The organism is Pelomonas caseinilytica, from assembly GCF_021353235.1.
GTDB lineage: Bacteria > Pseudomonadota > Gammaproteobacteria > Burkholderiales > Burkholderiaceae_C > Pelomonas > Pelomonas caseinilytica.
Genome location: NZ_JAJTWT010000009.1, coordinates 147,544 through 171,999, shown reverse-complemented (window position 1 = coordinate 171,999; position 24,456 = coordinate 147,544). Strand labels below are relative to the sequence as shown.

Sequence of the window (24,456 nt, the reverse complement as noted above, 5' to 3'; positions counted from 1 at the left end):
CGACTCTAACGGCGCCGCTTCAGCCGCCCGTCGCGTAGCGGGCCTTGACGCCCGCCAAGGCGCGGCGATAGGCGCCTTCCACCTCGTCGCTGCCGGCGGCCGTGATGTGCAGGTCCTCGAGCAGGCCGTTGTGCAGGCCGTAGACCCAGCCGTGCACGACGACCTCCTGGCCGCGCGACCAGGCATCCTGCACCACGGTCGTGTGGCAGGCGTTGCGGGCCTGCTCCAGCACGTTGAGCTCGCACAGCGCGTCGACGCGCCGCGGCTCCGGCACGCCGGCCAGCCATTCGCTGTGCACGTGGCGCACGTCCTGCACGTGGCGGATCCAGTTCTCCACCAGGCCCACGCGCATGTCGTAGAGCGCGGCCCTCACGCCGCCGCAGTTGCTGTGGCCGACGACGATGATGTGGCGCACCTTGAGGTGGTCCACCGCGAACTGCATGACCGAGAGGCAGTTCAGGTCGGAGTGCACGACGACGTTGGCGACGTTGCGGTGCACGAAGAGTTCGCCGGGCAGCAGGCCGACGAGTTCGTTGGCGGGCACGCGGCTGTCGGCGCAGCCTATCCAGAGGTATTGCGGCGTCTGCTGCTTGAGCAGGCGCGAGAAGAAACCGGGCTCGCGCGCCTCGGTGTCGGCGGCCCAGCGCTGGTTGTTGTCGAGCAGGTCCCGGAGCTTGTCGTCGTTCATCGTGGTCATGCCTTGATTGTCGCGGGCTCCGTCCAGGAACGGAGCAGTTCCAGCGACACGCCCATGCCGCCACAGACCTCGACGAGAACCCGCCTGAAACCGCGGGCATGGCGGTCCACCGCCGCCAGCGCCGCGCCGCAGGCCGGCTCCACCAGCACGCGGTGCGCCTGCGCGAACCGCAGGCAGGCGGCGGTCGCCTCGGCATCGCTGACCTGCACGGCCAGGGTGGGGTGCGAGCGGGCCCGCTCGAAGGCCTCGTTCGCGACGCGGCGCGCGCCCAGCGAGGTGGCGATGGAGGTGATGGCCGGCAGGCTGACCGGTTCGCCCGCGGCGAGGGCGGCATGCAGGCTGGCCGCGCCTTCGGTTTCGACCGCGATCACCGGAACCTGGCCGAGGCCATGGCGACGCAGGCCCTCGACGATGCCGCAGAAGAGCCCGCCGCCACCCACCGCCGTGACGACGGCGTCGAAGCCGATGCCGGCGTCGACGACCTCGTCCACCAGCGTGGAGTGGCCGGCCCAGAGCAGCGGGTGGTCGAAGGGGTGCACATAGGCCGCGCCGCGCTCGGCGGCCAGGCGGACGGCGAATGCATGGGCCTCGTCCCAGACGGCGCCGTGGCGCAGCACCTCGGCGCCGCAGGCGGCCAGCCGCTCCGCCACCGCCGCGCTGCTCGTCAACGGCAGCACGATGGCCACCGGCAATCCCAGGGCCACGGCCGCGTGCGTGGCCGCGAAGCCGGCATTGCCGCCGGACGCGCAGACGATGGCCTTCGCGCCATCGGCCGCCGACTGCTGCACCAGCCGGCCCACGCCGCGCAGCTTGAAGCTGCCGCTGGGCTGCAGGGCATCCATCTTGAACCAGACCTCGGGGTGGTCGAAGAGGCCGGGCGCCGCGCGCAGCAGCGGGGTGTTCTGGTGCAGGGCCTTCACGCTCACGTTGGTCATCACAGGGTCTCGGCGAACAGCTCGCGGCCGATGAGCATGCGGCGGATCTCGCTCGTGCCCGCGCCGATTTCGTAGAGCTTCGCGTCACGCCAGAGGCGGCCCAGCGGGTACTCGTTGATGTAGCCGTTGCCGCCGAAGATCTGGATGCCCTCGCCGGCCATCCACGTGGCCTTCTCGGCCGTCCAGAGGATGACGGAGGCGCAGTCCTTGCGCACCTGGCGCACGTGCTCGCTGCCCAGCATGTCGAGGTTCTTCGCGACCGTGTAGGCAAACGAGCGCGCCGCCTGCAGCACGGTGTACATGTCGGCCACCTTGCCCTGGATGAGCTGGAACTCGCCGATGCTCTGGCCGAACTGCTTGCGGTCGTGGATGTAGGGGACGATGTTGTCCATCACGCTTTGCATGATGCCGAGGGGGCCGCCGGTCAGCACCGCGCGCTCGTAGTCCAGGCCCGACATCAGCACCTTGGCGCCGCCGTTCACCGCGCCCAGCACGTTCTCGGCCGGCACCTCCACGTCCCGGAACACCAGCTCGCCCGTATGCGAGCCGCGCATGCCGAGCTTGTCGAGCTTCTGGGCGATGGAAAAGCCCTTCATGCCCTTCTCGATCAGGAAGGCCGTCACGCCGCGGGCGCCGAGCTCGGGCTCGGTCTTGGCGTAGACCACCAGCGTGTTGGCATCCGGCCCGTTGGTGATCCACATCTTGCTGCCGTTGAGCAGGTAGTAACCGCCCTTGTCCTCGGCACGCAGCTTCATGCTGATGACGTCGGAGCCCGCGCCGGGCTCGCTCATCGCCAGCGCGCCGACGTGCTCGCCGCTGATCAACTTGGGCAGGTACTTGCTGCGCTGGGCCTCGTTGCCGTTGCGCTTGATCTGGTTGACGCACAGGTTGGAGTGGGCTCCGTAGGACAGGCCCACCGAGGCGCTGGCACGGCTGATCTCCTCCATGGCGATCATGTGGGCGAGATAGCCCATGTCGGCGCCGCCGTACTGCTCGGGCACGGTGATGCCCAGCACCCCCAGCTCGCCCATCTTGCGCCACAGGTCCATGGGGAATTGGTCGCTGCGGTCGATCTCCGCCGCACGAGGGGCAATTTCTTCGTCGGCGAAGGCGCGCACCGCGTCGCGCAAGGCATCGATGTCCTCACCGAGCTGGAAGTTGAGGCCGGGCAGATTCATGCGGAATATCTCCTTCCCACCCGGTTACGGCGCGGTTACAACCGAACCGTCGGGCATTTTGGTTGACGTAAACGTCAACTGTAGCAACGAGCCGCCCGGAGAAGGGGACAACATGCTGAACCAGATGAGCTTCCGGCGCCGCGTCGGCCTGATGCTGGGCACCGCCGTCGCAGGCATCGTCCTGCTCGTAGCCATCAACACGCTGCAGGCCTATCAGGACATCATGGACAACCGCCGCGAGGTGCTGCAGACGGCCGTCCAGTCCGTGGCCACGCAGGTCCTGCAGTTGCAGCAGCGGGCCGCCAGCGGCCAGCTGAGCGAGGAGGCGGCCCAGGCCGCGGCACGCGAGGCCGTGCGCACGGCGCGCTACGGCGGCGCCGACGGCAAGACCGAATACTTCTATGCCTGGACGCTGGACGGCGTGAGCGTCATGCACCCCATGAAGCCGGAATGGGCCGGCAAGAACATGGTGGACAAGATCATCGACGGCAACGGCCGCAAGACCATCCAGGACATGGCCGCCAGCCTGCGCAGCAGCGGCAAGGGCAAGGCCTTCGCCGACTCCAATTTCCCACGTCCCGGCGGCACCGAGCCGGTGGCCAAGCTGCAATATGTCGTGGAGATTCCCGGGTGGAACTGGATGGTCGGCTCGGGCCTCTACCTCGACGACGTGCGGGCTCTGGTGTGGCGGGCCGCCCTCGAGCAGATCGGCATCGGCGCCGCGGTGCTGCTGGCCATGGTGCTGATGGGCGTGGCCATCGCGCGCAGCGTGCTGGGCCAGCTCGGCGGCGACCCCGCCGACGTGATCGCGGCGATGCAGGACGTGGCCCGCGGCGACCTGAGCCGCCGCCTGTCCTCGGCGCCCGCGCAAAGCCTGATGGGCCAGATGCAGGCCATGGTCGACTCGCTGCGCGACACCATCGGCCAGGTGCGCGCCTCGGTCGAGTCCATCTCGACGGCGGCCGGCGAGATCGCCCAGGGCAACCAGGACCTCTCCTCGCGCACCGAGCAGGCCGCCTCCAACCTGCAGCAGACCGCCAGCTCCATGGAGGAGATGAGCGGCGCCGTCGGCCAGAGCGCCGACACCGCCCGCCAGGCCAACCAGCTCGCCGCCTCGGCGGCGACCGCGGCCCAGCGCGGCGGCGCGGTGGTGGCCCAGGTGACCGACAGCATGCAGGGCATCACCGAAAGCTCGCGCAAGATCTCCGACATCATCGGCGTCATCGACGGCATCGCCTTCCAGACCAACATCCTGGCGCTCAATGCCGCGGTCGAGGCGGCAAGGGCGGGCGAGCAGGGCCGCGGCTTCGCCGTCGTGGCCGGCGAGGTGCGCTCCCTCGCCCAGCGCTCGGCCGAGGCGGCCAAGGAAATCAAGGCCTTGATCGGGGCCTCGGTCGACTCCGTCGAGCAGGGCTCCCATCTCGTCACCCAGACCGGCCAGGCGATGCAGGACATCGTCGCCAGCGTCAGCCGTGTCTCCGACCTGATCGGCGAGATCGCGGCCGCCAGCGGCGAGCAGCGCGACGGCATCCAGCAGGTCAACCAGGCCGTCACCCAGCTCGACCAGATGACCCAGCAGAACGCCGCGCTGGTGGAGGAATCGGCCGCCGCCGCGCAGTCCATGCGCGAGCAGGCACACAAGCTCGCCGAAGCCGTCTCGGCCTTCCGCCTGGGCTGAGGCCGTCAGCCGCCGCCCTCGCCCGGCTGCGGCAGCAGCCGGCGCACCAGCGGGTGGGTGATCTTCTTGTCGGTGCCGACGGCATAGAACTGCTCGGCCAGGCCCTCGGCAAGCCCCACGTTGACGAGGCCGTAACGGGCCGTCAGCGCGTCATCCACCGCCAGGGCCGCCGGGAACACGCCCAGGCCCTCGCTGCCGAAGGTGGCGAGCAGCGCGCTGTCCTCGAACTCGCCGGTCACTCGCACCCGCAGGCCCAGGCCGGTGAACCATTGGTCCAGCCGGGGCCGCAGGGCGGCATGGGCCGTGGGCAGCAGCAGCGGCACGTCGGCCAGCGAGCGCGGGAAGTCGCGCGCCGCCGCCTCGGCCCAGCGGGGGTGGGCATACCAGGCGATGGGCGAACTGCCCAGCGAATGGCTGTAGACCCGGAGATTGGGGTTGGCCGGCGCCGGCCGGTCGGCCAGCACGACGTCGAGGCGGTGCAGAGCGAGGTCGCCGAGCAGGTCGTCGAACTCATCCTCGTGGCAGAGCAGGCGCAGCTGCGGCGTGTCCAGGATGGGCGCGAGCAGCCGCTGGGCCACGAGCTTGGGCAGGCCGTCGGAGATGCCCACGGCCAGGCGCACGGTGGGCACGTCCACCGCTTCACGGACGCGTTCGGGCAGGGTCTCGCCGAGGGAGAAGATCTGGTCGGCCACGTCCAGCGCCGCGCGGCCGGCCTCGGTCAGCGCCAGGCCCCGGCCGGCGGGCTTGAGCAGCGCTGCGCCCAGGGCCTGCTCCAGCTCGCGCACCTGGGCCGAGACGGTCTGCACCGACAGCCCGAGCTTCTCCGCCGCGCGTGTCAGCCCCCCCTCCTTGGCCACGGCCCAGAAGTAGTAGAGGTGTCGGTAGCTGTAGCTCAGGCTCATCGATCTAACAAGTTATCTCGAAGCAATGCTTCGTCATTCTCTGCTTTTTCAGAAATCTTTGCTGGCCTACCCTGGCGGCGTTTCTTCCCACAGGAGGTCTGCCATGCAAACCCGCCCCCATGCCATCGCCGTGCCCTACGGCACCGTGCTCGACCGCGGCACCGCCCACCGCGTGCTGCGCAACACCTATGCCCTGCTGTCGATGACGCTGCTGTTCAGCGCCGCCGTCGCCGGCGCCGCCGTGGCCTTCGCCCTGCCCGCGCCCGGCCTCATCCTGACGCTCGTCATCTACTTCGGCCTGCTGTTCGGCATCCACAAGCTGCAGAACCGCGGCGCCGCCGTCGGCCTCGTCTTCGCGCTGACGGGCTTCATGGGCTGGACCCTGGGCCCGCTGCTGACCCGCACCCTGGCCCTGCCCGCCGGCGGCCAGGCCGTCATGCTGGCCCTGGGCGCCACCGGCGCCGTCTTCCTGGCCCTGTCGGCCTACGCGACGACGACCAAGCGCGACCTCTCGTGGATGGGCGGCTTCCTGTTCGCCGGCATGGTCGTGGCCCTGTTGGCCGGCCTCGCCGCGATCTTCTTCCAGATCCCGGCCCTGGCGCTGACGGTCTCCGCCATGGTGGCCCTGCTGTCGGCCGGCCTCATCCTGTACGAGACCCAGCAGATCGTGAACGGCGGCGAAACCAACTACGTGCTCGCCACCGTCAGCCTGTTCGTGTCGATCTTCAACCTTTTCACGAGCCTGCTGCAGCTGTTCGGCGTGATTGGCTCGGACGAGTGAGGCTCAAGCCTGCTTCCTGAGCAGCCAGGCGTAGAGGCCGACGCCGATCCCGGCGAAGGCCAGCAGGCCCAGCACCTGGCTGGCGGTGAAGAAGCTCTCGCCGACCAGGGCCAGCGGCGCGCCGTTGCCGGAGAACACGACGACGGCCGCCAGGATGACGCCCAGCAGGCTCTCGCCCACGATCAGCCCCGAGGCCATCAGCACGCCGAGCTGCTTGGTGGCCTCGGGGTCGCGCTTGGTGGAAGCGCGCTTCTCGAACCACCAGCCGGCCACCGCACCGACGACGATCATCAGCGTGCTGTTCATCGGCAGGTAGATGCCCAGGCCCACGGCCAGCGGCGCGAGATGGGCCTTGCCGCCCGAGGCGCGCTTCAGGGCCTCGTCGACGGCGATGCAGACGCCGCCGATGAGGGCGCCCATGCCGATCAGGTTCCAGTTGAGGTCGCCCTGGATGACGCCCTTGGCCAGGGCCGAGATCAGCGCGGCCTGGGGTGCCGCCAAGGCCTTCTTGGCGTCGGCACCCGGTGCACCGGCAAAGCCATAAGCCTGGTTCAACAGGTCCAGCACCGGCGGAATGACGACGGCGCCGGCCAGCACGCCGATGATGAGCGCCACCTGCTGGCGCCAGGGCGTGGCGTCGACGAGCTGGCCGGTCTTGAGGTCCTGCAGGTTGTCGTTGGAGATGGTGGCCACGGCGAAGACGACGGCCGTCACGAAGAGGGCGAAGGCCACCAGCGCCTGGCCGGTGGACGGTGGCAGCAGCGGCTTGACGACGGCCGCCAGCAGCAGCGACACGCCGATCACCACGAGGATGCCCACGCCCGACAACGGGCTGTTGGACGACCCGATCAGACCGGCCATGTAGCCGCAGACCGCGGCGACGAAGAAGCTCATCAGCACGACGTAGACCACGCCGCCGACCACGAGCAGGCCGAGCTGGTCGCCGAGGCCCGCCGAGCCGGCGAAGCGCGAGAGCATGTAGCCGATGGGCAGCATGCAGGCCAAGGTGATCAGGCCCACCGTGCCGATGGGGATGTCGCGCTCCGTGCGCGGCAGGGTGTCGCCGCGGCCGGCCTTGCGCACGCGGGCCGACATGGCGGCCGAGTGCAGGCCGGCGACCACGGGCTTGGCCAGCTTGAGCAGCGTCCAGATGGCGGCCACGGCGATGCAGCCGGCGCCGATGAAGCGCACCTTCTTGCTCCAGGCGAACAGGGCCACGGCCTCGGCCGCACCGTCCACACCGGACGTCAGCATCGGCACGCCGCCCAGCCAGGCGATGCAGGCACCCACGAGGATGGCGATGCCCACCCACAGGCCGACGAGGTGGCCGACGGCCAGCAGCGCAAAGCTGAAATTCAGGTCATAGCCTGTGGCCGGTCCATTGCCGCTCTTCTCGCCGCCCGGCAGGCGGAAGTACTGGGCCAGATTGGCCGCGAACAGCTGCGTGGCGACGACGATGCTGAAGCCCGCCGACACCACGGCGCCGGCGACGATGGCCGCCAGGCCCTGGCGGTTGGCTTCGCCGCTGTCCGCCGCATGGCCGACCTTGAGCACCTCGGCGCAGGCCACGCCCTCGGGATAAGGCAGCGGTGAGTTGGTCACCAGCGCCCGACGCAGCGGGATGGAATACATGACCCCCAGGACGCCGCCCAGTGCGCACAGCGTCATCGACATCCAGTACGGGAAGCCCGTCCACCAGCCGATCATCACCAGGCCGGGCAGCACGAAGATGATGGACGACAGCGTGCCCGCTGACGAGGCGATGGTCTGCACGATGTTGGTCTCGCCGATGGAGTTGCCCGCCGCGCGACGCAGCAGGGCCATGGCGATGACGGCGGCCGGGATGGAGGTCGCGAAGGTCAGGCCGGCCTTGAGGCCGAAGTAGACGTTGGCGGCCGTGAAGACCAGGGTGATGACGATGCCGAGGATGATGCCGCGCAGCGTCAGTTCGGTGCCCAGGTCGGGCGTGGTGGGCGATGAGGTGCTCATGCGTCGTTGCGTCAGGGCCGGGTGTGGCGAGGTGCGCATCATCGCGTTGGCACCGCCCTCGGCCGGCACCCGGATAACCCTAGCCCCCGCTCAATTGACGTTAACGTCAATTAGCCGCCTAAAATCCCGGCCCAGCAAGGAGACAGCCATGACCGATCTCGCCGCCGAACACAAGGCGCTGGCCGAGTACCGCCCGACCCACAAGGTCCGTTTCGTCACCGCCGCCAGCCTGTTCGACGGGCATGACGCCGCCATCAACATCATGCGGCGCATCCTGCAGAACATGGGCGCCGAGGTCATCCACCTCGGGCACAACCGCTCGGTGGACGAGGTCGTCACCGCCGCGCTGCAGGAGGACGCCCAGGGCATCGCCATCAGCTCCTACCAGGGCGGCCACGTGGAGTACTTCAAGTACATGGTGCAGCTGCTCAAGGAGCGCGGCGGCGAGCACATCCAGGTCTTCGGCGGCGGCGGCGGCGTCATCGTGCCGGCCGAGATCCGCGAGCTGGCCGAGCACGGCGTGCGCATCTTCAGCCCCGAGGACGGCCAGCGCATGGGCCTGCAAGGCATGATCGGCGAGATGGTCATGAAGGCCGACCAGGACTTCAGCGTCCATGCGCCGCGGAGTTTGGCCGCCATCACCGGCCACTCCGAATCCGCCTGGCGTTCGCTGGCGCAACTGTTGACGGCACTGGAGAACGGCAAGGCCGATGCGGGCCTCGTCGACGCGCTGCGCTCGCAAGCCCAGGGCATCAAGACCCCGGTGCTGGGCATCACCGGCACCGGCGGCGCCGGCAAGTCCAGCCTGACCGACGAGCTGATCCGCCGCCTGCGCCTGGACCAGGGCGACAGCCTGCGCGTGGCCCTCGTCTCCATCGACCCCTCGCGCCGCAAGAGCGGCGGCGCCCTGCTGGGCGACCGCATCCGCATGAACGCCATCGGCCCGTGGCAGAACGGTGCGCGCGTCTTCATGCGCTCGCTGGCCACGCGCGACTTCGGCTCGGAAATCTCCCCGGCCCTGCCCGATGTCATCGCCGCGGCCAAGGTGGCGGGCTTCGACCTCGTCATCGTCGAGACCTCGGGCATCGGCCAGGGCGACGCCGCCATCGTGCCGCTGGTGGACGTGCCGATGTACGTGATGACGCCCGAGTTCGGCGCGGCCAGCCAGCTCGAGAAGATCGACATGCTGGACTTCGCCGAGTTCGTCGCCATCAACAAGTTCGACCGCAAGGGCTCGCTCGACGCCCTGCGCGACGTGGCCAAGCAGGTGCAGCGCAACCGCGAGGCCTTCGGCCAGCCGCCCGAGGCCATGCCCGTGTTCGGCACCATGGCCAGCCGCTTCAACGACGACGGCGTGACGGCGCTGTACCAGGCGCTCAAGGTGCGCCTCGGCGCCCTGGGCCTCAAGCTCGGCGAAGGCCGTCTGCCGATGGTGAGCACCCGCCACAGCACCCACCAGACCCCCATCGTGCCGCCCAACCGGGTGCGCTATCTCGCCGACATCAGCGAGACCGTGCGCAGCTACAAGGCCCGCGCCCGCCGCCAGGCGGCGCTGGCCCGCGAAATCCAGCAGCTGGAAGCCAGCCGCGCCATGCTCGAAGCGGCCAACCCCGACAAGCACCGCGCCCGCGATGCGCTGGGCGAGCTGGCCGAGGCGCGCCGCGCGCGGCTCGACGGCGACGCCCGCCAGCTGCTCGCCCAGTGGCCCGACATGGTCAAGGCCTACGCGGGCGACGAGTACGTGGTGAAGATCCGCGACAAGGAGATCCGCACGTCCCTCGTCACGCAGAGCCTGTCGGGCACCAAGATCCGCAAGGTGGTGCTGCCCGGCTACGAATGCCACGGCGAGCTGCTGAAGTGGCTGATGCTGGAGAACGTGCCGGGCAGCTTCCCCTATGCCGCCGGCGTGTTCGCGTTCAAGCGCGAGGGCGAGGACCCGACCCGCATGTTCGCCGGCGAAGGCGACGCCTTCCGCACCAACCGCCGCTTCAAGCTCGTGAGTGGAGGCATGCCGGCCAAGCGCCTGTCCACGGCCTTCGACTCGGTCACGCTCTACGGCGCCGACCCCGCGCCGCGGCCGGACATCTACGGCAAGGTCGGCAACAGCGGCGTCAGCATCGCGACGCTGGACGACATGAAGGTTCTGTACGACGGCTTCGACCTGTGCAACCCGAGCACTTCTGTGTCGATGACGATCAACGGCCCGGCGCCGAGCATCCTGGCGATGTTCATGAACACGGCCATCGACCAGAACCTGGCGAAGTTCCGCGCCGACAACGGCCGCGACCCCACCGCCGACGAGGCCGCCAAGATCAAGGACTGGGTGCTGGCCAATGTGCGCGGGACCGTGCAGGCCGACATCCTGAAGGAAGACCAGGGCCAGAACACCTGCATCTTCTCGACCGAGTTCAGCCTGAAGGTGATGGGCGACATCGCCGAGTACTTTGTGCACCACAACGTGCGCAACTTCTACTCGGTGAGCATCTCGGGCTATCACATCGCCGAGGCCGGGGCCAACCCCATCAGCCAGCTGGCGCTGACGCTGTCCAACGGCTTCACCTTCGTGGAGGCGTATCTCGCGCGCGGCATGCACATCGACGACTTCGCGCCCAACCTGAGCTTCTTCTTCAGCAACGGCATGGACCCGGAGTACACCGTGCTCGGCCGCGTCGCGCGCCGCATCTGGGCCGTGGCGATGCGCGACCGTTACGGCGCCAACGAGCGCAGCCAGAAGCTGAAGTACCACGTCCAGACCTCGGGCCGCAGCCTGCATGCCCAGGAGATCGCCTTCAACGACATCCGCACGACGCTGCAGGCCCTGATCGCCATCTACGACAACTGCAACAGCCTGCACACCAACGCCTTCGACGAGGCCATCACGACGCCCACCGAGGACAGCGTGCGCCGCGCGATGGCCATCCAGCTGATCATCAACCGCGAGTGGGGCCTGGCCAAGAACGAGAACCCCAACCAGGGCGCCTTCATCGTCGACGAGCTGACCGAGCTGGTGGAGGAAGCCGTGCTCGCCGAGTTCGAGCGCATCAGCGAGCGCGGCGGCGTGCTCGGCGCCATGGAGACGGGCTACCAGCGCGGGCGCATCCAGGAGGAGAGCCTGCACTACGAGATGCTCAAGCACACGGGCGAGTACCCCATCATCGGCGTCAACACCTTCCGCAACCCCAAGGGCGACCCGGTGCCGGAGCACATCGAGCTGGCGCGCTCGACCGAGGAAGAGAAGCAGTCGCAGCTCAAGCGCCTGGCCGACTTCCACCAGCGCCACGCGGCCGAGGCGCCGGCCATGCTGGCGCGGCTGCAGCAGGCCGTCATCGAGAACCGCAACGTGTTCGAGGTGCTGATGGACGCCGTGCGCGTCTGCTCGCTGGGCCAGATCACCAGCGCACTGTTCGAAGTGGGCGGGCAGTACCGCCGCAGCATGTGAATGCGGTCAGTCGTCGGGCAGGTCGCGCAGTTCGCGCTCGATCTGTTCGATGCTGGGCAGGCTGGTCTGGAGCTCGGCGGGCAAGGAAGCGATGAGCTGATATTCAGCCGCCCCTATAGGCTTGTGGCTGTCCCGCAGCGCGTATTCGGCCACCACGCGGTTCTTTGACTTGCACAGCAGCAGTCCGATCGTCGGTCCGTCTTCCGGCGTTTTGACCTGGGCGTCCACGGCAGTGAGATAGAAGCCCAGTTGCCCCGCATGCTCGGGCTTGAAGGCGCCGGCCTTCAGTTCCACGACGACATAGCAGTGGAGCTTGAGGTGGTAGAAGAGCAGGTCGATGAAGAAGTCGTCGCCGCCGACCTCGATGTGAACCTGGCGTCCAACGAAGGCGAAGCCCGCGCCGAGTTCGAGCAGGAAGCGGGAAATGTGACTGACCAAGGCCACCTCGATGTCTCGTTCCTGGGCTTCGGCGGCCAGTTCCAAGAAATCGAACAGATAGGGGTCCTTCAACGCAGCCTGGGCCAGATCCGACCCCTGCGCGGGCAGATTGACTGCGAAATTGGTCTGCGCCTGCCCTTCCCGCTCGAGCAGCTTGCTTTCGATGTGATGCGTCAGGGCATTGCGCGACCATCCCTGCTCCAGCGCTCTGCGCGCGTAGGCCAATCGGTGGGCGTTGTCCTTCAGCTTGGCCAACAGGACCAGGTTGTGCCCCCAGGGCAAATGTCCAACAGCCTGCTGGACCAATTCCGCATCAGGCCAGGCCTCCGCAAATGCCCGCATGTACAACAGGTTGGCACGCGAGAAGCCTTTGATGTGCGGAAACGCAGTCCTCAGGTCGTGGGACAGTCGTTCGATCACCTTGGCACCCCAGCCCTGGGCCGCCTGGCGCGCAAGAATGTCCCGGCCGATCTGCCAATACAGCGACACCAGCTCGCGGTTCACGGCCAATGCCGAGCGTTGCTGCGCGCTGGCGATTCGAGCCTTCAGTTCGCTCAGCCATTCCGCATAGCCGGTGGGCGGCTGGGTCAGAGAAACCGGCAGTGGTTCGGACATAGGCCAAGGCTACCCGAAGTCAGACCGCCAACGCGCCGCCTCACCCCGCCAGCACCACCCGGTCGCGCCCCGAGCGCTTGGCCTCGTAGAGCGCCGCGTCGGCGCGGCTGAAGAGGGCCTCCGGTGCCTCCTCGGGACCGCGGGCCTGGGCCACGCCGATGCTGGCGGTGACGCTCAGCGGGCCGGCGCTGGTCTCGAAGGGCAGGGCCGCGATGGCCAGGCGCAGGCGCTCGCCCAGGCGTGCCTCGGCGCCGGCCTCGGGCTGCAGCCAGATGACCGCGAACTCCTCGCCGCCCAGGCGCACGGCCAGGTCCTGCGGGCGCAGCACGCCGCGCAAGCGCTCGCCGACGCGGCTGAGCACGGCGTCGCCCACGCTGTGGCCGTGGGTGTCGTTGATGCGCTTGAAATGGTCCACGTCCAGCACCGCCAGCAAGGGGGGCTGCGGGCCGCCGCGCCGCATCAGCCGCCTCAGCCTCTCGTCGAAGCCGCGGCGGTTCAGCAGCCCGGTGAGGACATCCACCTCGATGAGACGCTCGATCTGCCGCAGCGCCCGGTCCTGCATCAGCAGCAGCATGGCCAGGGCCTGGCCGATGACCAGGCCGATCAGGCACAGCAGGCCGAAGGCGTTGTAGGTCATCAGCTGCTCACGCGTCGCCGACACCAGCGGGCTGACGGCCACGGCCCGCGCTACCTCGACGACGGCGCTGCCGACCAGCACCGCCGTCAGCAGCCCGAGCGGGAAGCCCCGCTGCTCGCGCCAGGCCCGCAGCGCGGCCCGCGAGGCCGGGATGGTGAGGACGGCGGAGGCCAGCAGGGTCAGGATGAGCGAAGGCCAGAGCACGCCGGTCAGCGCGGTCAACGCGAAGGCGCCGACGCTGGCCGCCGCCGTGAACAGCAGCGGCACGCGGCAGCGCAGCGGCAGCCCGAGGTAGGTGCGCAGGCCCAGCAGCACCATCAGCGCCGACAGCAGCCCGCCGAGATGACCCACCGACAGCAGCGTGACCGGCCATTGCAGCGCAAAGACGAGGACGCGGGCCCCCTGGGTCAGGGCCGCCGCGGCGAAGGCACCGGCCCAGTACCACAGCGCCCGGTCGGCCTTGAGGTGCCAGGCGCCGCCGAGCGTGGCCACCGCCAGCATGGCGGTGACGAGTTGGAACACGCGCAGCAGCGTGTCGGTGTGCAAAGGCTCGAGGACGGGCATGAACGGGGAAACGGTCGCCGGGGAGGCTCTCAGCCCCGGCGCAGCCTCAGCAGCATCGGCGATGGCGACACGATGCCCGCATCGAAGGGGTGAATCCTCTGCCCGCCGATGGCGGCCATGATTTTTCTCACATACAGGCGCGTCTCGGCATAGGGCGGCACGCCGAGGTAGCGGTCCACGGCCTTCTCGCCGGCGTTATAGCCGGCCAGCGCCAGGGCGATGTCGCCTTCGTAATAGGCCAGCAGCCAGCGCAGGTAGGCCATGCCGGCGCGGATGTTCTGGGCCGGGTCGCTCAGCTTGGTGGCCTTGAAGCGCAGGGCCGTGTCGGGCAGCAGCTGCATCAGGCCCTGGGCGTTCTTGGGCGAGCGGGCCAGCGGGTCGAAATTGGACTCCGTCGCCATCAGGGCCAGCACCAGGGCCGGCGAGAGCTTGTACTCGGGCGCCACCAGGTTGACGAAGGTGACCACGGCCGGCGGCGCGTTCGGCGGCGGCGGCAGGGCCGCCAGCATGCGGGGCGGGGCCGCCTTGGGGGCCTGGACGACGGGCGCGGGGTCGGCCTCGGGCGGACGCAGGCAGGGCGGCGGGTCGCCCAGCGGCGTGCCGCCCATGGCGTCGAGCATGTTCTGCGCTTGCTCCATGCCCTGCTCCGCGGCGGCGGCGAACAGGTGGGCAGCCTCGGCGTCGTTGCGCTGGATGCCGCGGGCGTTGGTCAGCATCCAGCCGAGGCTGTACTGCGCCTCGGCGTCGCCGTAGCGGGCCGCGCGGCAGTAGAGCTTGGCCGCGGCCACCTCGTCGCGCCGCACGCCGTCGCCGTATTCCAGCGCCTTGGCCTCCTGCCGCCAACGCTCCACCTGCGCGGGCACGACCGGCCCGCGCTCGCCGGGCGGCATGGTGGGGCGGGGCAACTGCTCCAGTGTCAGCGAGGGCAGCTGGGCGAGTGCCAGGCATGGCGCGGTCAGCAGGGACAGGAACAGGGTTCTCACGGACGGCAGGTGGGGCTTGGCGAAGCGGCGGAAGTCTAGACTCGTCCGCATGAACAAGACCCGGCTCGAAGCCTTCAGCGACGGCGTCATCGCCATCATCATCACCATCATGGTGCTGGAGATGAAGGTGCCGCACGGCAGCGACTGGCAGGCGCTCGCACCGCTGTGGCCGGTGCTGCTGTCCTATGTGCTGAGCTTCGTCTACGTCGGTATCTACTGGAACAACCACCACCATCTGCTGCACGCGGTGCACAAGATCTCCGGCGCCGTGCTCTGGCCCAACCTGCACCTGCTGTTCTGGCTGTCGCTGATGCCCTTTGCCACGGGCTGGATGGGGGAGAACCATTTCGCGCCCCTGCCGGTGGCCGTCTACGGCGGCGTGCTGGTGATGGCGGCCCTGGCCTGGGTGCTGCTGCAGCGCGCCCTGCTGTGCCTGCCCGGCGCCAACACCGGCCTGGCCCAGGCCCTGGGGCGGGACTGGAAGGGCAAGGTCTCGCCCGTGATCTACCTGGCCTCCATCGGCCTGGCCTTCGTGCACGTGGGCCTGTCACTGGCGGGTTATGCCCTCGTCGCGGCGCTGTGGCTGGTGCCGGACCGGCGCATCGAACACCACCTCAGACACGGGGAGTGACCATGGCCGCACCCGACCCACGCGTCGCGACGGCTACATCGCCGTTGCGGCCGACTTCGCCCGCCCCGTCCTGACGCGGCTGCCCGCCGACGTGCATGGAGCCGGCCGCACTACCTGCTGGACGGCAAGCTGCTGTGCGGCATGTCGGCCTTCAAGGCGCACTGCGGCTTCGGCTTCTGGGAACGCGAGGGGCCGAGCCCGGGCAGGCCGGAGCCATGGGCGACTTCGGCCGCATCGCCACGCTGGCCGACCTGCCCGGCAGCGCCGAGCGGCGCCAGCGGGTCGAGGCCGCGCGCCGCCCCGCGCTCAACCCACCACGCTCTGCAGCGTCGAGTTGCGCATCCAGTCGTCGGCCACGACGACGCGGTTGCGGCCCTGCTGTTTGGCCTGGTAGAGGGCCTTGTCGGCCAGGTGGATGAGGGTCTCGGGCGTGTCGCTGCGCGCGGCCTCGGCGACACCGGCGGACAGCGTCACCCGCAGTGGCCGGCCGCCGTCGCCCTCCAGCGCCAGGCCCTCGACGGCCAGGCGCACCTGCTCGGCCAGGTGGCGGGCGCCGCTGAGGCCGGTGGCCGGCAGCACCAGGCCGAACTCCTCGCCGCCCAGGCGGCCGAGCACGTCCGAGCCGCGCAGCCGCGCCCGCGTGCAGGCGGCCACGGCGCGCAGCACAGCGTCGCCGACGACGTGGCCATGGCGGTCGTTGACCTGCTTGAAATGGTCCAGGTCCAGCATGACGAAGCTGACCGGCTGGTTCTCGCGCCGGCCGCGCTCCAACGTGTGCGCCAGCAGCGACACGGTGGTGTTGTGGTTGAAGGCACCGGTCAGGCCGTCGACGCTGGCCAGCTTGCGCATCTGGCTGGCCATGCGCTCGAAGCCCGCCAGCACGAAGCCGAAGCCCGCCGCCAGCACCGCCATGAAGGCCAGCATGAAGATGGCGCCGCTCCAGAACGCCGCCTCGCCCCCGGCGGCCGGCCCGGCGCCGGCCCACCAGACGGCATAGACCAGCCGTGCCACCAGGGCCGAGCAGGCCAGCAGCAGCATCAGCGCAACGACGCGGAAGGACAGCTCGCCCCGCCAGCCATGTCGCAGCGCCGCCACGGTCGACGGCAGCAGCAGCACCGCCATCGCCCCTGACATGACGCCCACGCGCAGCGGCGTCGTGGCGTCCAGCACGAGGGGCACGCTCATCGCGGCGGCGACCAGCAGGCCGAGGAACCAGTTCGATAGCCCACGGTTGAGCAGATGCCAGGACAGCGCCGCGGCGAACAGAGCCAGGCCCACCATCAGCAGCAGGTTGCCGCCCAGCAGCGACAGCCAGCCCGGCAGCCAGGGCCGCAGCGCGAAGCACAGGAAGCCCAGGCACAGCGCCTGGGCGGCCCAGCCGAGCTGGCGCAGCTCGCCGCGCTTGAGGCCTCCATGCCCCGCGACGGCGAGCAACAGCGTCAACAGCCCGTAGCCGATCACCAGCATCAGCACCAGCGTCGGCACATGCAGCGTCATGCGGACTCCGCTCCCTTTCCCGGTTTGCGGTCAGTGTAGGCAGGCGCGCCGGCCGGCGCCGCCAGGGTCTGCGCCGATGGCGCGGCCGGCGGTGCCCGGCTTCAATGCCGAAGTGACCGCTCCTGCCCTGGCCCCCGCTCTCTGCCTGCTCAATCCGCACGCCGCCAACGGCCGCTGCGCCGCCCTCGCCGAACCGCTGCGGGCCGCCCTCTCCCAGGTGCCCCTGGTGCTGCCCGACAACGTCGCCGCCGCCCGCCAGCGCCTGCTGGCCTTGCCCGAAGGCAGCCGCGTCCTGGTGGCCGGAGGTGACGGCACCGTCCATCAACTGCTGCCGGCCCTGGTCGAGCGGCGGCTGCAACTGGCCCTGCTGCCGAGCGGCACCGGCAACGACCTCGCCCGGGCACTGGGCCTGGCCCGCCTGTCCTGGCGCGAGGCCCTGGCCCATGCCCGCGGCGCGCCGGCCTCCCCCATGGACCTCGGCGAGCTGACCACGCCCGGGGCGGCGCCCCGTCTCTTCATGTCCAGCCTCACCGCCGGCTTCGACGCCGCCATCGCCCTGCGCGCCCACGCCGCACCGAAGTGGCTGCGCGGCCAGCCGCGCTACCTGTGGGCCACGCTCGTCGAGATCGGCCGGCTTCGCGTGCAGCGCCTGCGCGTCGAGGCCGACGGCGCCCTGCTGCACGACGGCCCCCTGCTCTTCGCCTCCAGCCTCAACACGCCCACCTACGGCAGCGGCATGCCGGCCGCGCCCGGCGCCCGCGTGGACGACGGCGAACTGCAGCTGCTGCGCGCCGGCGCCTTCGGCCGACTGGGGGCCCTGGCCATGATGCCGCTGCTGCTCACCGGCCTGCATCTGCGCCATCCCAAGGTCGCACTCAGCGGCTTCAGGGCCCTGCATCTCGGCAGCGCGCAGCCCATCCCGCTGGCCGTGGACGGCGAGCCCCTGCCCTCGGCCGCCGACGTCACCGTGCGCCTGCGGCCGGCGGCGCTGCAGGTGGTCCGGCTGCCGTCCTGAGCGCGCGATGATGGCGCCATGGATTCCCTCGACGACACCCCTCGCCCCGGCTGGCTGGGCCCCTGGCTGAAAGGCTTTCCCGCGCTGCAGCCGCCGCTGCCGCTGGCCGACGTGGCCTCGCGCGGCTGGACGCTTCACGGCAACGAGCTGCCCCTGCCCCTGGCCGTCGTGCGCCGCCAGGCCCTCGCCCACAACATCGCCTGGATGCAGGACTTCGCCACCCGCCACGGCGTGCAGCTCGCGCCGCACGGCAAGACGACGATGAGCCCGCAGCTCTTCCAGCGCCAGCTCGACGCCGGGGCCTGGGGCCTGACCTTCGCCAACGTGCACCAGCTGAGCACGGGCCTGGCGGCCGGCGCCCGCCGCGCCCTCATCGCCAACCAGCTCGTCAATGCCGCCGAGCTGGCCGAGCTGCTGGCGCTGCGCCGCCGCTACCCGGGCGTGGAGCTGGCCTTCTTCGTCGACTCGCAGGCCCAGCTCGACCAGTTGGCCGGTCACTGGGCCTCGCTGGGCGCGGGCGAGGCGCGGGTCGACGTGCTGATCGAGCTCGGCACCTCGCGCTGCGGCCTGCGCGAGCACGGGCCGGCGCTGGCCCTGGCGCGGGCCCTGAAGGCCCACCCGGCGCTGCGGCTGCGCGGCATCGGCTTCTACGAGGGCCTTCAGGTCAGCGGCGAGACGGGGCCGGACCGGGCGCTGATGCAGCAGTGGCAGTCCCGCATCGAGGCCCTGCTGGCCGACATCGAGGCCGAGGGCCTGATCGGCGCCGACGCGCACTCGGTGTGGCTCAGCGGCGGCGGCTCGGCGCTGTTCGACCTGGTGGCGCCGGTGCTCGCCGGCGCGCCGGGCCGGGCGCCGCGGCTGGGCCTGCTGCGCTCGGGCTGCTACGTCTGCCACGACCACGAGCACTATGGCCGCTACATGCAGCGCATGGACGAGCGCATGGGCACGCCCTTGTCCGCGCCCAGCCTGCAGCCGGCGCTGGAGGTCTGGACGCAGGTGCTGTCCACGCCCGAGCCGGGCCTGGCCCTGCTCAACGCCGGCCGCCGCGACGTCTCCTTCGACCAGGGCTGGCCGCCGCCGGTCTGGCACCTGCCGCGCGGGGCGCAGCGGCGGGGCGTGGCGCCGTCGGGCTGGCGAGTCACGGGGCTGAACGACCAGCACGCCTACCTGCGCTGGGACCCGGCGGCGACCTCGGGGCCGGCCGTGGGCGATCGCGTGGCGCTGGGGCCTTCGCATCCCTGCACCACCTTCGACAAATGGGCCTGGATGGCGGTGGTCGACGAGGACGACCGGGTGGTGGATGCGATCACGACGCGGTTTGAGTGAGGGGGTGGTTGGAGCCTTTGCGGCTCGGTGCGGTGTGGTCGGGATGCTTTTGCAAGGAGCCTTTGGACTCGATACACCGAGCCGGGAGTCCGCCCCGGCGGGCGGGTAACTTTTCTCTGTCGCGCCAGAGAAAAGTCACCAAAAGAGAGGCGCTGAACCGCAAGCTGGCAGCAGCCCGCCAAGGCTCGCGCGCGAGAACGACCGCCCGGCTACCGCCCAGAAGCGACCCGCTGCGCTCTCGCCGCTGTCCCTATGCCGAGCACCACGTATCGGACCTTCACGCCGGTTAACGCCGGCTGCACGCCGGGCTCACCAGTGAAGGCACCACACCCCACGACGCGTCGCCCGAGCGACGCTTGCATTGCTTGAATTTCCACTCGTGAGCACGGCGTGCAGCCGCGCGTTAGGCGGGCTGGCAGTGGATGGATGGTTCTGGTGATAAGGACAGCAGCGAGAGCGAAGCGGATCGCCTCGAGGTGCTTCTTGGCGTTCAGCGCATCAAGGCCCTCGATTGAGGGCGCCTCTTCTTTGGTGACTTTCTTCTGGCGCGACAGAAGAAAGTTACCCGCCCTCGCGGGGCGGATTCCCGCGGCGGTGCAACGAACGCCAAAGGCTCCAGGCAAAAGCAACCCGACCAACCACACACCGCATCGAACCACAAAGGCTCCGAGCAAAAGCAACCAACAACCCAACCACCGCCCACCGCCCAACAAGCCATAGACTGCCCCCATGAAGCACGCCGCCCTCCTCCTGCTGGCCGCGACCGCGCTAGCCCACGCCGACCCCATCGGCTCCGTGGACACCGCCTTCAAGCTCCTGGGGCCCGACCACAAGATCGTCGTCGACGTCTACGACGACCCCAAGGTCCAGGGCGTCGCCTGCTACGTGTCGCGGGCCAAGACCGGCGGACTCAAGGGCGCCATCGGCATCGCCGAGGACAAGGCCGAGGCCTCCATCGCCTGCCGCCAGGTCGGCCCCATCCAGATCCGCCAGCCCCTGGCCGTGCAGGAAGAGGTGTTCAACGAGCGCATCTCCCTGGTCTTCAAGCGGCTGCGCATCGTCCGCATGGTGGACGCCTCGCGCAACACCCTGGTCTACCTGACCTACTCCGACCGCCTCATCGACGGCTCGCCCAAGAACAGCGTCACCGCCGTGCCGGTGGGCCGCGAGACACCCATCCCGCTCAAGAAATGAGTTTTGCCCAAGCGCTCCATGCCCTGATGCCCATGCAGGCGCTGGCCTCGGCGCTGGTGCTCATCACCCTCGTCGGCTGGCGCGACGCCAAGGCCGGTGGCCGCTGGGCGCAGGCGGGCCTGCTGGCCCTGGCCATCGGGCTGGCGCTGGTCAGCCCCGCCCTCGGCGGCCTGCGGCCCGACGCGCGCTGGCTGCAGGGCGCCGGCGTCGGCCTGATCAGCCTGGGCCTGTCCTGCCTGTGGTGGGCCCTCGGCCTGTGGCTCACGCCCCGGCCCGGTCGCTACGTGATGACCGCGCTGCCGCCGCTGCTGGGCGCCGCCTACGCGGGGCTGGCGCCCGACCGCGGCGCCGCCCAGACCGTCGCCGACCTCGCCCTCGGCGGCCAGCTCGCCTGGGTGGGCGTGACGCTGACGCTGCCGGGCCGCAGCGCCGTGGTCCAGGGCCTGGCCACACGGCGCTGGCGCCTGCTGGGCCTGGCCGCCGTGCTGCCCCTGCTGGCGGCCATGCTCTGCCGCGCCGCCACCACGCTGCTGCACGACCCGGCCCCCTGGTCCGACCTGCTGCTCGCCCTCGCCGGCCAGCTCGCCCTGTTGCTGCTGCTGCCCATGCTGCTGCTGGCCTGGCGCGGCCAGACCGAGGCAGAACTCGCCCGCCTGGCCCAGACCGACGGCCTGACCGGCCTCATCGACGGCAACGCTTTCGGCAGGCGCTCGGTGGAGCTGATCGCCATGGCCCGCCGCTTCGACGAGCCCCTGGCCCTGGTGGTGCTGGAGCTGGACGGCTTCGCTGCGCTGCAGGAGGAGCGCGGCACCGACTTCGCCGACGGGGCCCTGGCCCTCTTCGCCAGCTGCGTGCAGGCCCAGGCCCGCCTGGGCGACCTGGCGGGCCGCCTGAGCGGCCAGCAATTCGGCGTGATGATGGCGCGCTGCCTGCCCGAAGGCCCGCTGGCCCTGGACCGCCGGCTGCGCGCCGCCCTGGCCGAGCGGGCTCAGGCCGAGCTGGGGCTGCCCTTGTCCTTCAGCGCCGGCTGGGCCAAGCTTCGCCCTGGCGACCGCGGCCTGCCCGACCTGCAGCGCCGCGCCGAGACCGCCCTCTACGAGGCCCGCCGCGCCGGTGGCGGGCAGATGCTGGCCGAACCAGGAATCTCGGACTGATGCCCACTGCGGACAACCTGGTCGACGAATGGGTCGGCCATAACCTCCTCAGCACGGACCCCGCGCTGCTGGCCGCGCTGCGCTCGGCTGCGCCCCAGGCCGTCGAGCCGTTGACCCGCTACGGCGCCGAACTCGGCAGTACGCGGACCGCCCAGCTCGCCCGCGACGCCAACCGCCACGGCCCCGAGCTGCGCCAGCTCGACGCCCGCGGCCGGCGCGTGGACCTCGTCGACTTCCATCCCGCCTGGCACGAACTGCTGTCCATGTACCGCCGCCAGGGCCTGGTGGCCGACGCCTTCGCCACCGACACCCCCGGCCGCTGGGCCGCCTTCGCGGCCGGCTGCTACCTGCACGGCCAGGTGGAGGCCGGCTCGCTGTGCCCGGCCACCATGACCCAGGCCGCGATCCCCGTGCTGGCCCGTCAGCCCGAGCTCTTCGCGCCGCTGCGCGACAAGCTCTTCAGCCGCGAACATGACCCGCGCGAGGCGCCCATCGCCGACAAGGCCTCCATCTGGGTCGGCATGGGCATGACCGAGAAACAGGGGGGCTCGGACCTGCGCCGCGTCGCCACCACCGCCGCCGAGCAGGCCGACGGCAGCTACCGCATCACCGGCCACAAGTGGTTCTTCTCGGCGCCCACCAGCGACGCCCACCTCGTGCTGGCCCGCACCGAGGCGGGGCCGACCTGCTTCTGGCTGCCTCGCTACACACCCGACGGCGAACGCAACGCCGTCGTGGTCATGCGCCTGAAGGACAAGCTCGGCAACCGCAGCAACTGCAGCAGCGAGGTCGAGTTCCACGGCGCCTGGGCGCGCCGCGTCAGCGACGAAGGCCGCGGCATTCCCACCCTCATCGAGATGGCCGGCTACACCCGGCTGAACTGCGTCATCGGCAGCGCCGCGCTGCTGCGCGCCGGCCTCGTGCAGGCCCTGCACAACGCCCGCGAGCGCCAGGCCTTCGGGCGCCGCCTGGCCGAGCAGCCGCTGATGCAGACAGTGCTGGCCGACCTGGCGCTGGAGAGCGAGGCCGCGATGCGGCTGATGCTGCGCCTGGCACGCGGCTTCGAGCAGGCCGAGCCCGGCTGGCAGCGCCTGATGACGCCGGCCGCCAAGCTCTGGGTGTGCAAGCGCGCCATCGAGTGCACGGGCGAAGCCATGGAGCTGCTGGGCGGCAATGGCTACGTCGAGGACGGGGTGCTCGCGCGGCTGTACCGCGAGGCGCCTGTCAATTCCATCTGGGAGGGCTCGGGCAACGTCATGGCGCTGGACGTGCTGCGTGCCATCGCCCGCGAGCCCGAAGTGGCGCTGGCCCTGCTCGACAGCTTCGCCGCCAGCGCCGACGCGCCGGTGCGGACCGAGGCCGACAGCCTGCGCCGCCTGCTGGCGGGCGACCCCGCCGGCCTGGAAGCCCAGGCCCGTCGCGTGGCCCAGGGCCTGGTGCTGTGCGCCCAGGCCGTGCTGATGCGCGAGCAGGCCTCCACGGCCGCGGCCGACGCCTTCGTCGCCACGCGCTTCGGCGGCGCGGGCCGCCTCGTCGGGACGCAGGCGCTGCCCCAGGCCGCGCAATTGCTGGACGCCGCTCTGGCGGGCTGAGAAAGGGCGACGGCCACGGGCGTGTCGGTCTTCTCCGACATGCCGAGGCGCCTGCCGCCGATGCGTGGCGGCGGCAGGCGCCGCGATGCTTCGGCCTGACTTCCCCACTCCGGAGCCCGCCATGGCCGACCGCAGCGCCCCTCTCGAGACCACGACGCTCGCCGCCACCCCGAGCCGCCCGCTGCTGTCGGCGCTGTCGCGCTGGTGGTCGCCGGGCGACGCCGCGCCGGCAGCCGACCCCGAGCTGGGCTACGAATCGGCCCACCCCTGGACACTGGCGGATGACGGCGGCGCCGACGCCGCCCACGCGCCCTACTGAACGCAGCCGCGCTCACGGCGGCATGCCGCGAGGCTGACGGTCCGTCTCACTGGATCAGGCCGTTCTTCAGCGCGTAGTAGGTCAGGTCGCTGTTGGTGGCGAGCTTGAGCTTTTCCAGCACCCGGGTGCGGTAGGTGCTCACCGTCTTGACGCTCAGGAAGAGGGCCTCGGCGATGTGGCCCACCGTCTCGCCCTGGGCCAGCCGCAGGAAGACCTGGAACTCGCGCTCCGACAGCGCCTCGTGCAGCGGCTTGTCGGGCGCCGTGCCGGCCGAGCTGCCGCCCACCACGCTGTCGGCCAGCTGTTCAGCCACGGCCGGGCTGATGTAGCGCCGCCCGCGCGCCACCAACCGGATGGCGTTGGCGATCTCCTCCGGGTCGCATTCCTTGTTGAGGTAGCCGCTGGCCCCCTGGCGCAGCAGCGTCGTCGCGTAGTGCGCCTCCGGGAAGCCGCTGAGGATGAGCACGGGCAGGTCGGGAAAGCGCGCCTTGATGGCCGCCAGCGCATCGACGCCGCTCTGGTCGGGCATGGAGATGTCCAGCAGCAGCACGTCCACCTCGCCGCCGCGGGCCATCTCCAGGGCGTCATGGCCGCTGGCGCCTTCGCCGGTGACGCGCAGGTCCACGTGGTCGGACAGGAACTGGCGCAGGCCGGTGCGCACGATGGCGTGATCGTCGACGATGCCGATGCGGATCATGGTGGTCGTGAATGTTGGATTAGGTGTGGCCAGCGTAGCAGTGCGCCGTCCCGATCGCGAGGGACGGCGTCCTACATCGGCGCCAGCGCAATCCGACAGGGCGCCGGGCGCCTGGACTATGCGCCCCGCCAGCGGCCCGCCTCATAGTCGGCACAGCCGCCAAAGAGAGAAGATTCCGTGCCATCCTAGGACAAT

The 24,456-nt window shown here is 70.6% G+C and carries 20 protein-coding genes; 10 read left to right on the top strand and 10 right to left on the bottom strand.

Annotated features, from left to right (window positions below; genetic code table 11):
* Positions 1-19 precede the first annotated feature (19 nt).
* The 3 genes from can to LXT12_RS20115 are packed head-to-tail and all read right to left on the bottom strand — an operon-like array spanning position 20 to position 2,810.
* On the bottom strand, positions 20-697 hold the full coding sequence (gene can / locus LXT12_RS20125; protein ID WP_233394083.1) for a carbonate dehydratase: 678 nt from the start codon (positions 695-697) through the stop codon (positions 20-22).
* Entirely contained in the window at positions 694-1,632 is a 939-nt protein-coding gene (locus LXT12_RS20120) for a pyridoxal-phosphate dependent enzyme (protein ID WP_233394082.1), read from the bottom strand. The genes can and LXT12_RS20120 overlap by 4 nt, the downstream gene beginning before the upstream one ends.
* Entirely contained in the window at positions 1,632-2,810 is a 1,179-nt protein-coding gene (locus LXT12_RS20115) for an isovaleryl-CoA dehydrogenase (protein ID WP_233394081.1), read from the bottom strand. The genes LXT12_RS20120 and LXT12_RS20115 overlap by 1 nt, the downstream gene beginning before the upstream one ends.
* Before the next feature lie 112 nt (positions 2,811-2,922).
* On the opposite strand from LXT12_RS20115, the gene LXT12_RS26955 reads away from it, so the two are divergent.
* Positions 2,923-4,488 (top strand): methyl-accepting chemotaxis protein, encoded by a 1,566-nt coding sequence (locus LXT12_RS26955; protein ID WP_304622776.1) that lies wholly within the window; start codon positions 2,923-2,925, stop codon positions 4,486-4,488.
* Between the two features lie 5 nt (positions 4,489-4,493).
* On the opposite strand, the gene LXT12_RS20100 is transcribed toward LXT12_RS26955, so the two are convergent.
* Entirely contained in the window at positions 4,494-5,390 is an 897-nt protein-coding gene (locus tag LXT12_RS20100; RefSeq protein WP_233394080.1) for a LysR family transcriptional regulator, read from the bottom strand.
* A gap of 103 nt (positions 5,391-5,493) precedes the next feature.
* Here LXT12_RS20100 and LXT12_RS20095 point away from each other — a divergent pair, with 103 nt between their 5' ends.
* The gene (locus LXT12_RS20095) at positions 5,494-6,171 is read left to right on the top strand and encodes a Bax inhibitor-1/YccA family protein (RefSeq protein WP_233394079.1); all 678 of its coding nucleotides are present in this window, start codon (positions 5,494-5,496) and stop codon (positions 6,169-6,171) included.
* A gap of 3 nt (positions 6,172-6,174) precedes the next feature.
* Here the strand turns inward: LXT12_RS20095 and LXT12_RS20090 are convergent, their stop codons facing one another.
* Positions 6,175-8,160, bottom strand: coding sequence for an OPT family oligopeptide transporter (locus tag LXT12_RS20090; RefSeq protein ID WP_233394078.1), 1,986 nt, complete (start codon positions 8,158-8,160; stop codon positions 6,175-6,177).
* 148 nt (positions 8,161-8,308) lie between these two features.
* Here LXT12_RS20090 and icmF point away from each other — a divergent pair, with 148 nt between their 5' ends.
* The gene (gene icmF / locus LXT12_RS20085) at positions 8,309-11,599 is read left to right on the top strand and encodes a fused isobutyryl-CoA mutase/GTPase IcmF (RefSeq protein WP_233394077.1); all 3,291 of its coding nucleotides are present in this window, start codon (positions 8,309-8,311) and stop codon (positions 11,597-11,599) included.
* Positions 11,600-11,605: 6 nt separating this feature from the next.
* On the opposite strand, the gene LXT12_RS20080 is transcribed toward icmF, so the two are convergent.
* The 3 genes from LXT12_RS20080 to LXT12_RS20070 are packed head-to-tail and all read right to left on the bottom strand — an operon-like array spanning position 11,606 to position 14,836.
* A complete protein-coding gene (locus LXT12_RS20080; protein WP_233394076.1) occupies positions 11,606-12,652 on the bottom strand; it encodes a PDDEXK nuclease domain-containing protein in 1,047 nt (348 codons plus the stop codon).
* A gap of 40 nt (positions 12,653-12,692) precedes the next feature.
* A complete protein-coding gene (locus LXT12_RS20075; RefSeq protein ID WP_233394075.1) occupies positions 12,693-13,853 on the bottom strand; it encodes a GGDEF domain-containing protein in 1,161 nt (386 codons plus the stop codon).
* A gap of 29 nt (positions 13,854-13,882) precedes the next feature.
* Positions 13,883-14,836 carry a lytic transglycosylase domain-containing protein gene (locus LXT12_RS20070; protein ID WP_233394074.1) on the bottom strand — a complete coding sequence of 318 codons (954 nt, stop codon included), beginning with the start codon at positions 14,834-14,836 and terminating at the stop codon, positions 13,883-13,885.
* A gap of 49 nt (positions 14,837-14,885) precedes the next feature.
* On the opposite strand from LXT12_RS20070, the gene LXT12_RS20065 reads away from it, so the two are divergent.
* On the top strand, positions 14,886-15,467 hold the full coding sequence (locus LXT12_RS20065; protein WP_233394073.1) for a TMEM175 family protein: 582 nt from the start codon (positions 14,886-14,888) through the stop codon (positions 15,465-15,467).
* A gap of 306 nt (positions 15,468-15,773) precedes the next feature.
* Here the strand turns inward: LXT12_RS20065 and LXT12_RS20060 are convergent, their stop codons facing one another.
* Positions 15,774-16,964: a GGDEF domain-containing protein gene (locus LXT12_RS20060; RefSeq protein WP_233394072.1), complete on the bottom strand. Its 1,191-nt coding sequence runs from the start codon at positions 16,962-16,964 to the stop codon at positions 15,774-15,776.
* Between the two features lie 112 nt (positions 16,965-17,076).
* Here LXT12_RS20060 and LXT12_RS20055 point away from each other — a divergent pair, with 112 nt between their 5' ends.
* From LXT12_RS20055 to LXT12_RS20030, 6 genes are all read left to right on the top strand, one after another.
* Positions 17,077-17,979, top strand: coding sequence for a diacylglycerol/lipid kinase family protein (locus tag LXT12_RS20055; protein WP_233394071.1), 903 nt, complete (start codon positions 17,077-17,079; stop codon positions 17,977-17,979).
* Between the two features lie 18 nt (positions 17,980-17,997).
* Positions 17,998-19,305, top strand: coding sequence for an alanine racemase (locus tag LXT12_RS20050; protein WP_233394070.1), 1,308 nt, complete (start codon positions 17,998-18,000; stop codon positions 19,303-19,305).
* A 729-nt stretch (positions 19,306-20,034) separates the two neighbouring features.
* Positions 20,035-20,499, top strand: a complete 465-nt coding sequence (locus tag LXT12_RS20045; RefSeq protein ID WP_233394069.1) for a CreA family protein — start codon at positions 20,035-20,037, stop codon at positions 20,497-20,499.
* Positions 20,496-21,653, top strand: coding sequence for a sensor domain-containing diguanylate cyclase (locus tag LXT12_RS20040; RefSeq protein ID WP_233394068.1), 1,158 nt, complete (start codon positions 20,496-20,498; stop codon positions 21,651-21,653). The genes LXT12_RS20045 and LXT12_RS20040 overlap by 4 nt, the downstream gene beginning before the upstream one ends.
* Positions 21,653-23,245: an acyl-CoA dehydrogenase family protein gene (locus LXT12_RS20035; RefSeq protein WP_233394067.1), complete on the top strand. Its 1,593-nt coding sequence runs from the start codon at positions 21,653-21,655 to the stop codon at positions 23,243-23,245. The genes LXT12_RS20040 and LXT12_RS20035 overlap by 1 nt, the downstream gene beginning before the upstream one ends.
* A 121-nt stretch (positions 23,246-23,366) precedes the next feature.
* A complete protein-coding gene (locus LXT12_RS20030) occupies positions 23,367-23,564 on the top strand; it encodes a hypothetical protein (protein ID WP_233394066.1) in 198 nt (65 codons plus the stop codon).
* Positions 23,565-23,610: 46 nt separating this feature from the next.
* On the opposite strand, the gene LXT12_RS20025 is transcribed toward LXT12_RS20030, so the two are convergent.
* Positions 23,611-24,261, bottom strand: coding sequence for a response regulator (locus LXT12_RS20025; RefSeq protein WP_233394065.1), 651 nt, complete (start codon positions 24,259-24,261; stop codon positions 23,611-23,613).
* Positions 24,262-24,456: the final 195 nt, after the last annotated feature.

Excerpts from the sequence above, each read along its gene's own strand:
- LXT12_RS20120 (WP_233394082.1), bottom strand. The coding sequence starts at position 1,632 with ATGACCAACGTGAGCGTGAAGGCCCTGCACCAGAACACCCCGCTGCTG.
- LXT12_RS20040 (WP_233394068.1), top strand. The coding sequence starts at position 20,496 with ATGAGTTTTGCCCAAGCGCTCCATGCCCTGATGCCCATGCAGGCGCTG.
- LXT12_RS20095 (WP_233394079.1), top strand. The coding sequence starts at position 5,494 with ATGCAAACCCGCCCCCATGCCATCGCCGTGCCCTACGGCACCGTGCTC.
- LXT12_RS20090 (WP_233394078.1), bottom strand. The coding sequence starts at position 8,160 with ATGAGCACCTCATCGCCCACCACGCCCGACCTGGGCACCGAACTGACG.
- LXT12_RS20050 (WP_233394070.1), top strand. The coding sequence starts at position 17,998 with ATGGATTCCCTCGACGACACCCCTCGCCCCGGCTGGCTGGGCCCCTGG.
- LXT12_RS20045 (WP_233394069.1), top strand. The coding sequence starts at position 20,035 with ATGAAGCACGCCGCCCTCCTCCTGCTGGCCGCGACCGCGCTAGCCCAC.
- LXT12_RS20115 (WP_233394081.1), bottom strand. The coding sequence starts at position 2,810 with ATGAATCTGCCCGGCCTCAACTTCCAGCTCGGTGAGGACATCGATGCC.
- LXT12_RS20060 (WP_233394072.1), bottom strand. The coding sequence starts at position 16,964 with ATGACGCTGCATGTGCCGACGCTGGTGCTGATGCTGGTGATCGGCTAC.
- LXT12_RS20025 (WP_233394065.1), bottom strand. The coding sequence starts at position 24,261 with ATGATCCGCATCGGCATCGTCGACGATCACGCCATCGTGCGCACCGGC.
- LXT12_RS20080 (WP_233394076.1), bottom strand. The coding sequence starts at position 12,652 with ATGTCCGAACCACTGCCGGTTTCTCTGACCCAGCCGCCCACCGGCTAT.
- LXT12_RS20035 (WP_233394067.1), top strand. The coding sequence starts at position 21,653 with ATGCCCACTGCGGACAACCTGGTCGACGAATGGGTCGGCCATAACCTC.
- icmF (WP_233394077.1), top strand. The coding sequence starts at position 8,309 with ATGACCGATCTCGCCGCCGAACACAAGGCGCTGGCCGAGTACCGCCCG.
- LXT12_RS20065 (WP_233394073.1), top strand. The coding sequence starts at position 14,886 with ATGAACAAGACCCGGCTCGAAGCCTTCAGCGACGGCGTCATCGCCATC.
- LXT12_RS20100 (WP_233394080.1), bottom strand. The coding sequence starts at position 5,390 with ATGAGCCTGAGCTACAGCTACCGACACCTCTACTACTTCTGGGCCGTG.
- LXT12_RS20075 (WP_233394075.1), bottom strand. The coding sequence starts at position 13,853 with ATGCCCGTCCTCGAGCCTTTGCACACCGACACGCTGCTGCGCGTGTTC.
- LXT12_RS26955 (WP_304622776.1), top strand. The coding sequence starts at position 2,923 with ATGCTGAACCAGATGAGCTTCCGGCGCCGCGTCGGCCTGATGCTGGGC.
- can (WP_233394083.1), bottom strand. The coding sequence starts at position 697 with ATGACCACGATGAACGACGACAAGCTCCGGGACCTGCTCGACAACAAC.
- LXT12_RS20030 (WP_233394066.1), top strand. The coding sequence starts at position 23,367 with ATGGCCGACCGCAGCGCCCCTCTCGAGACCACGACGCTCGCCGCCACC.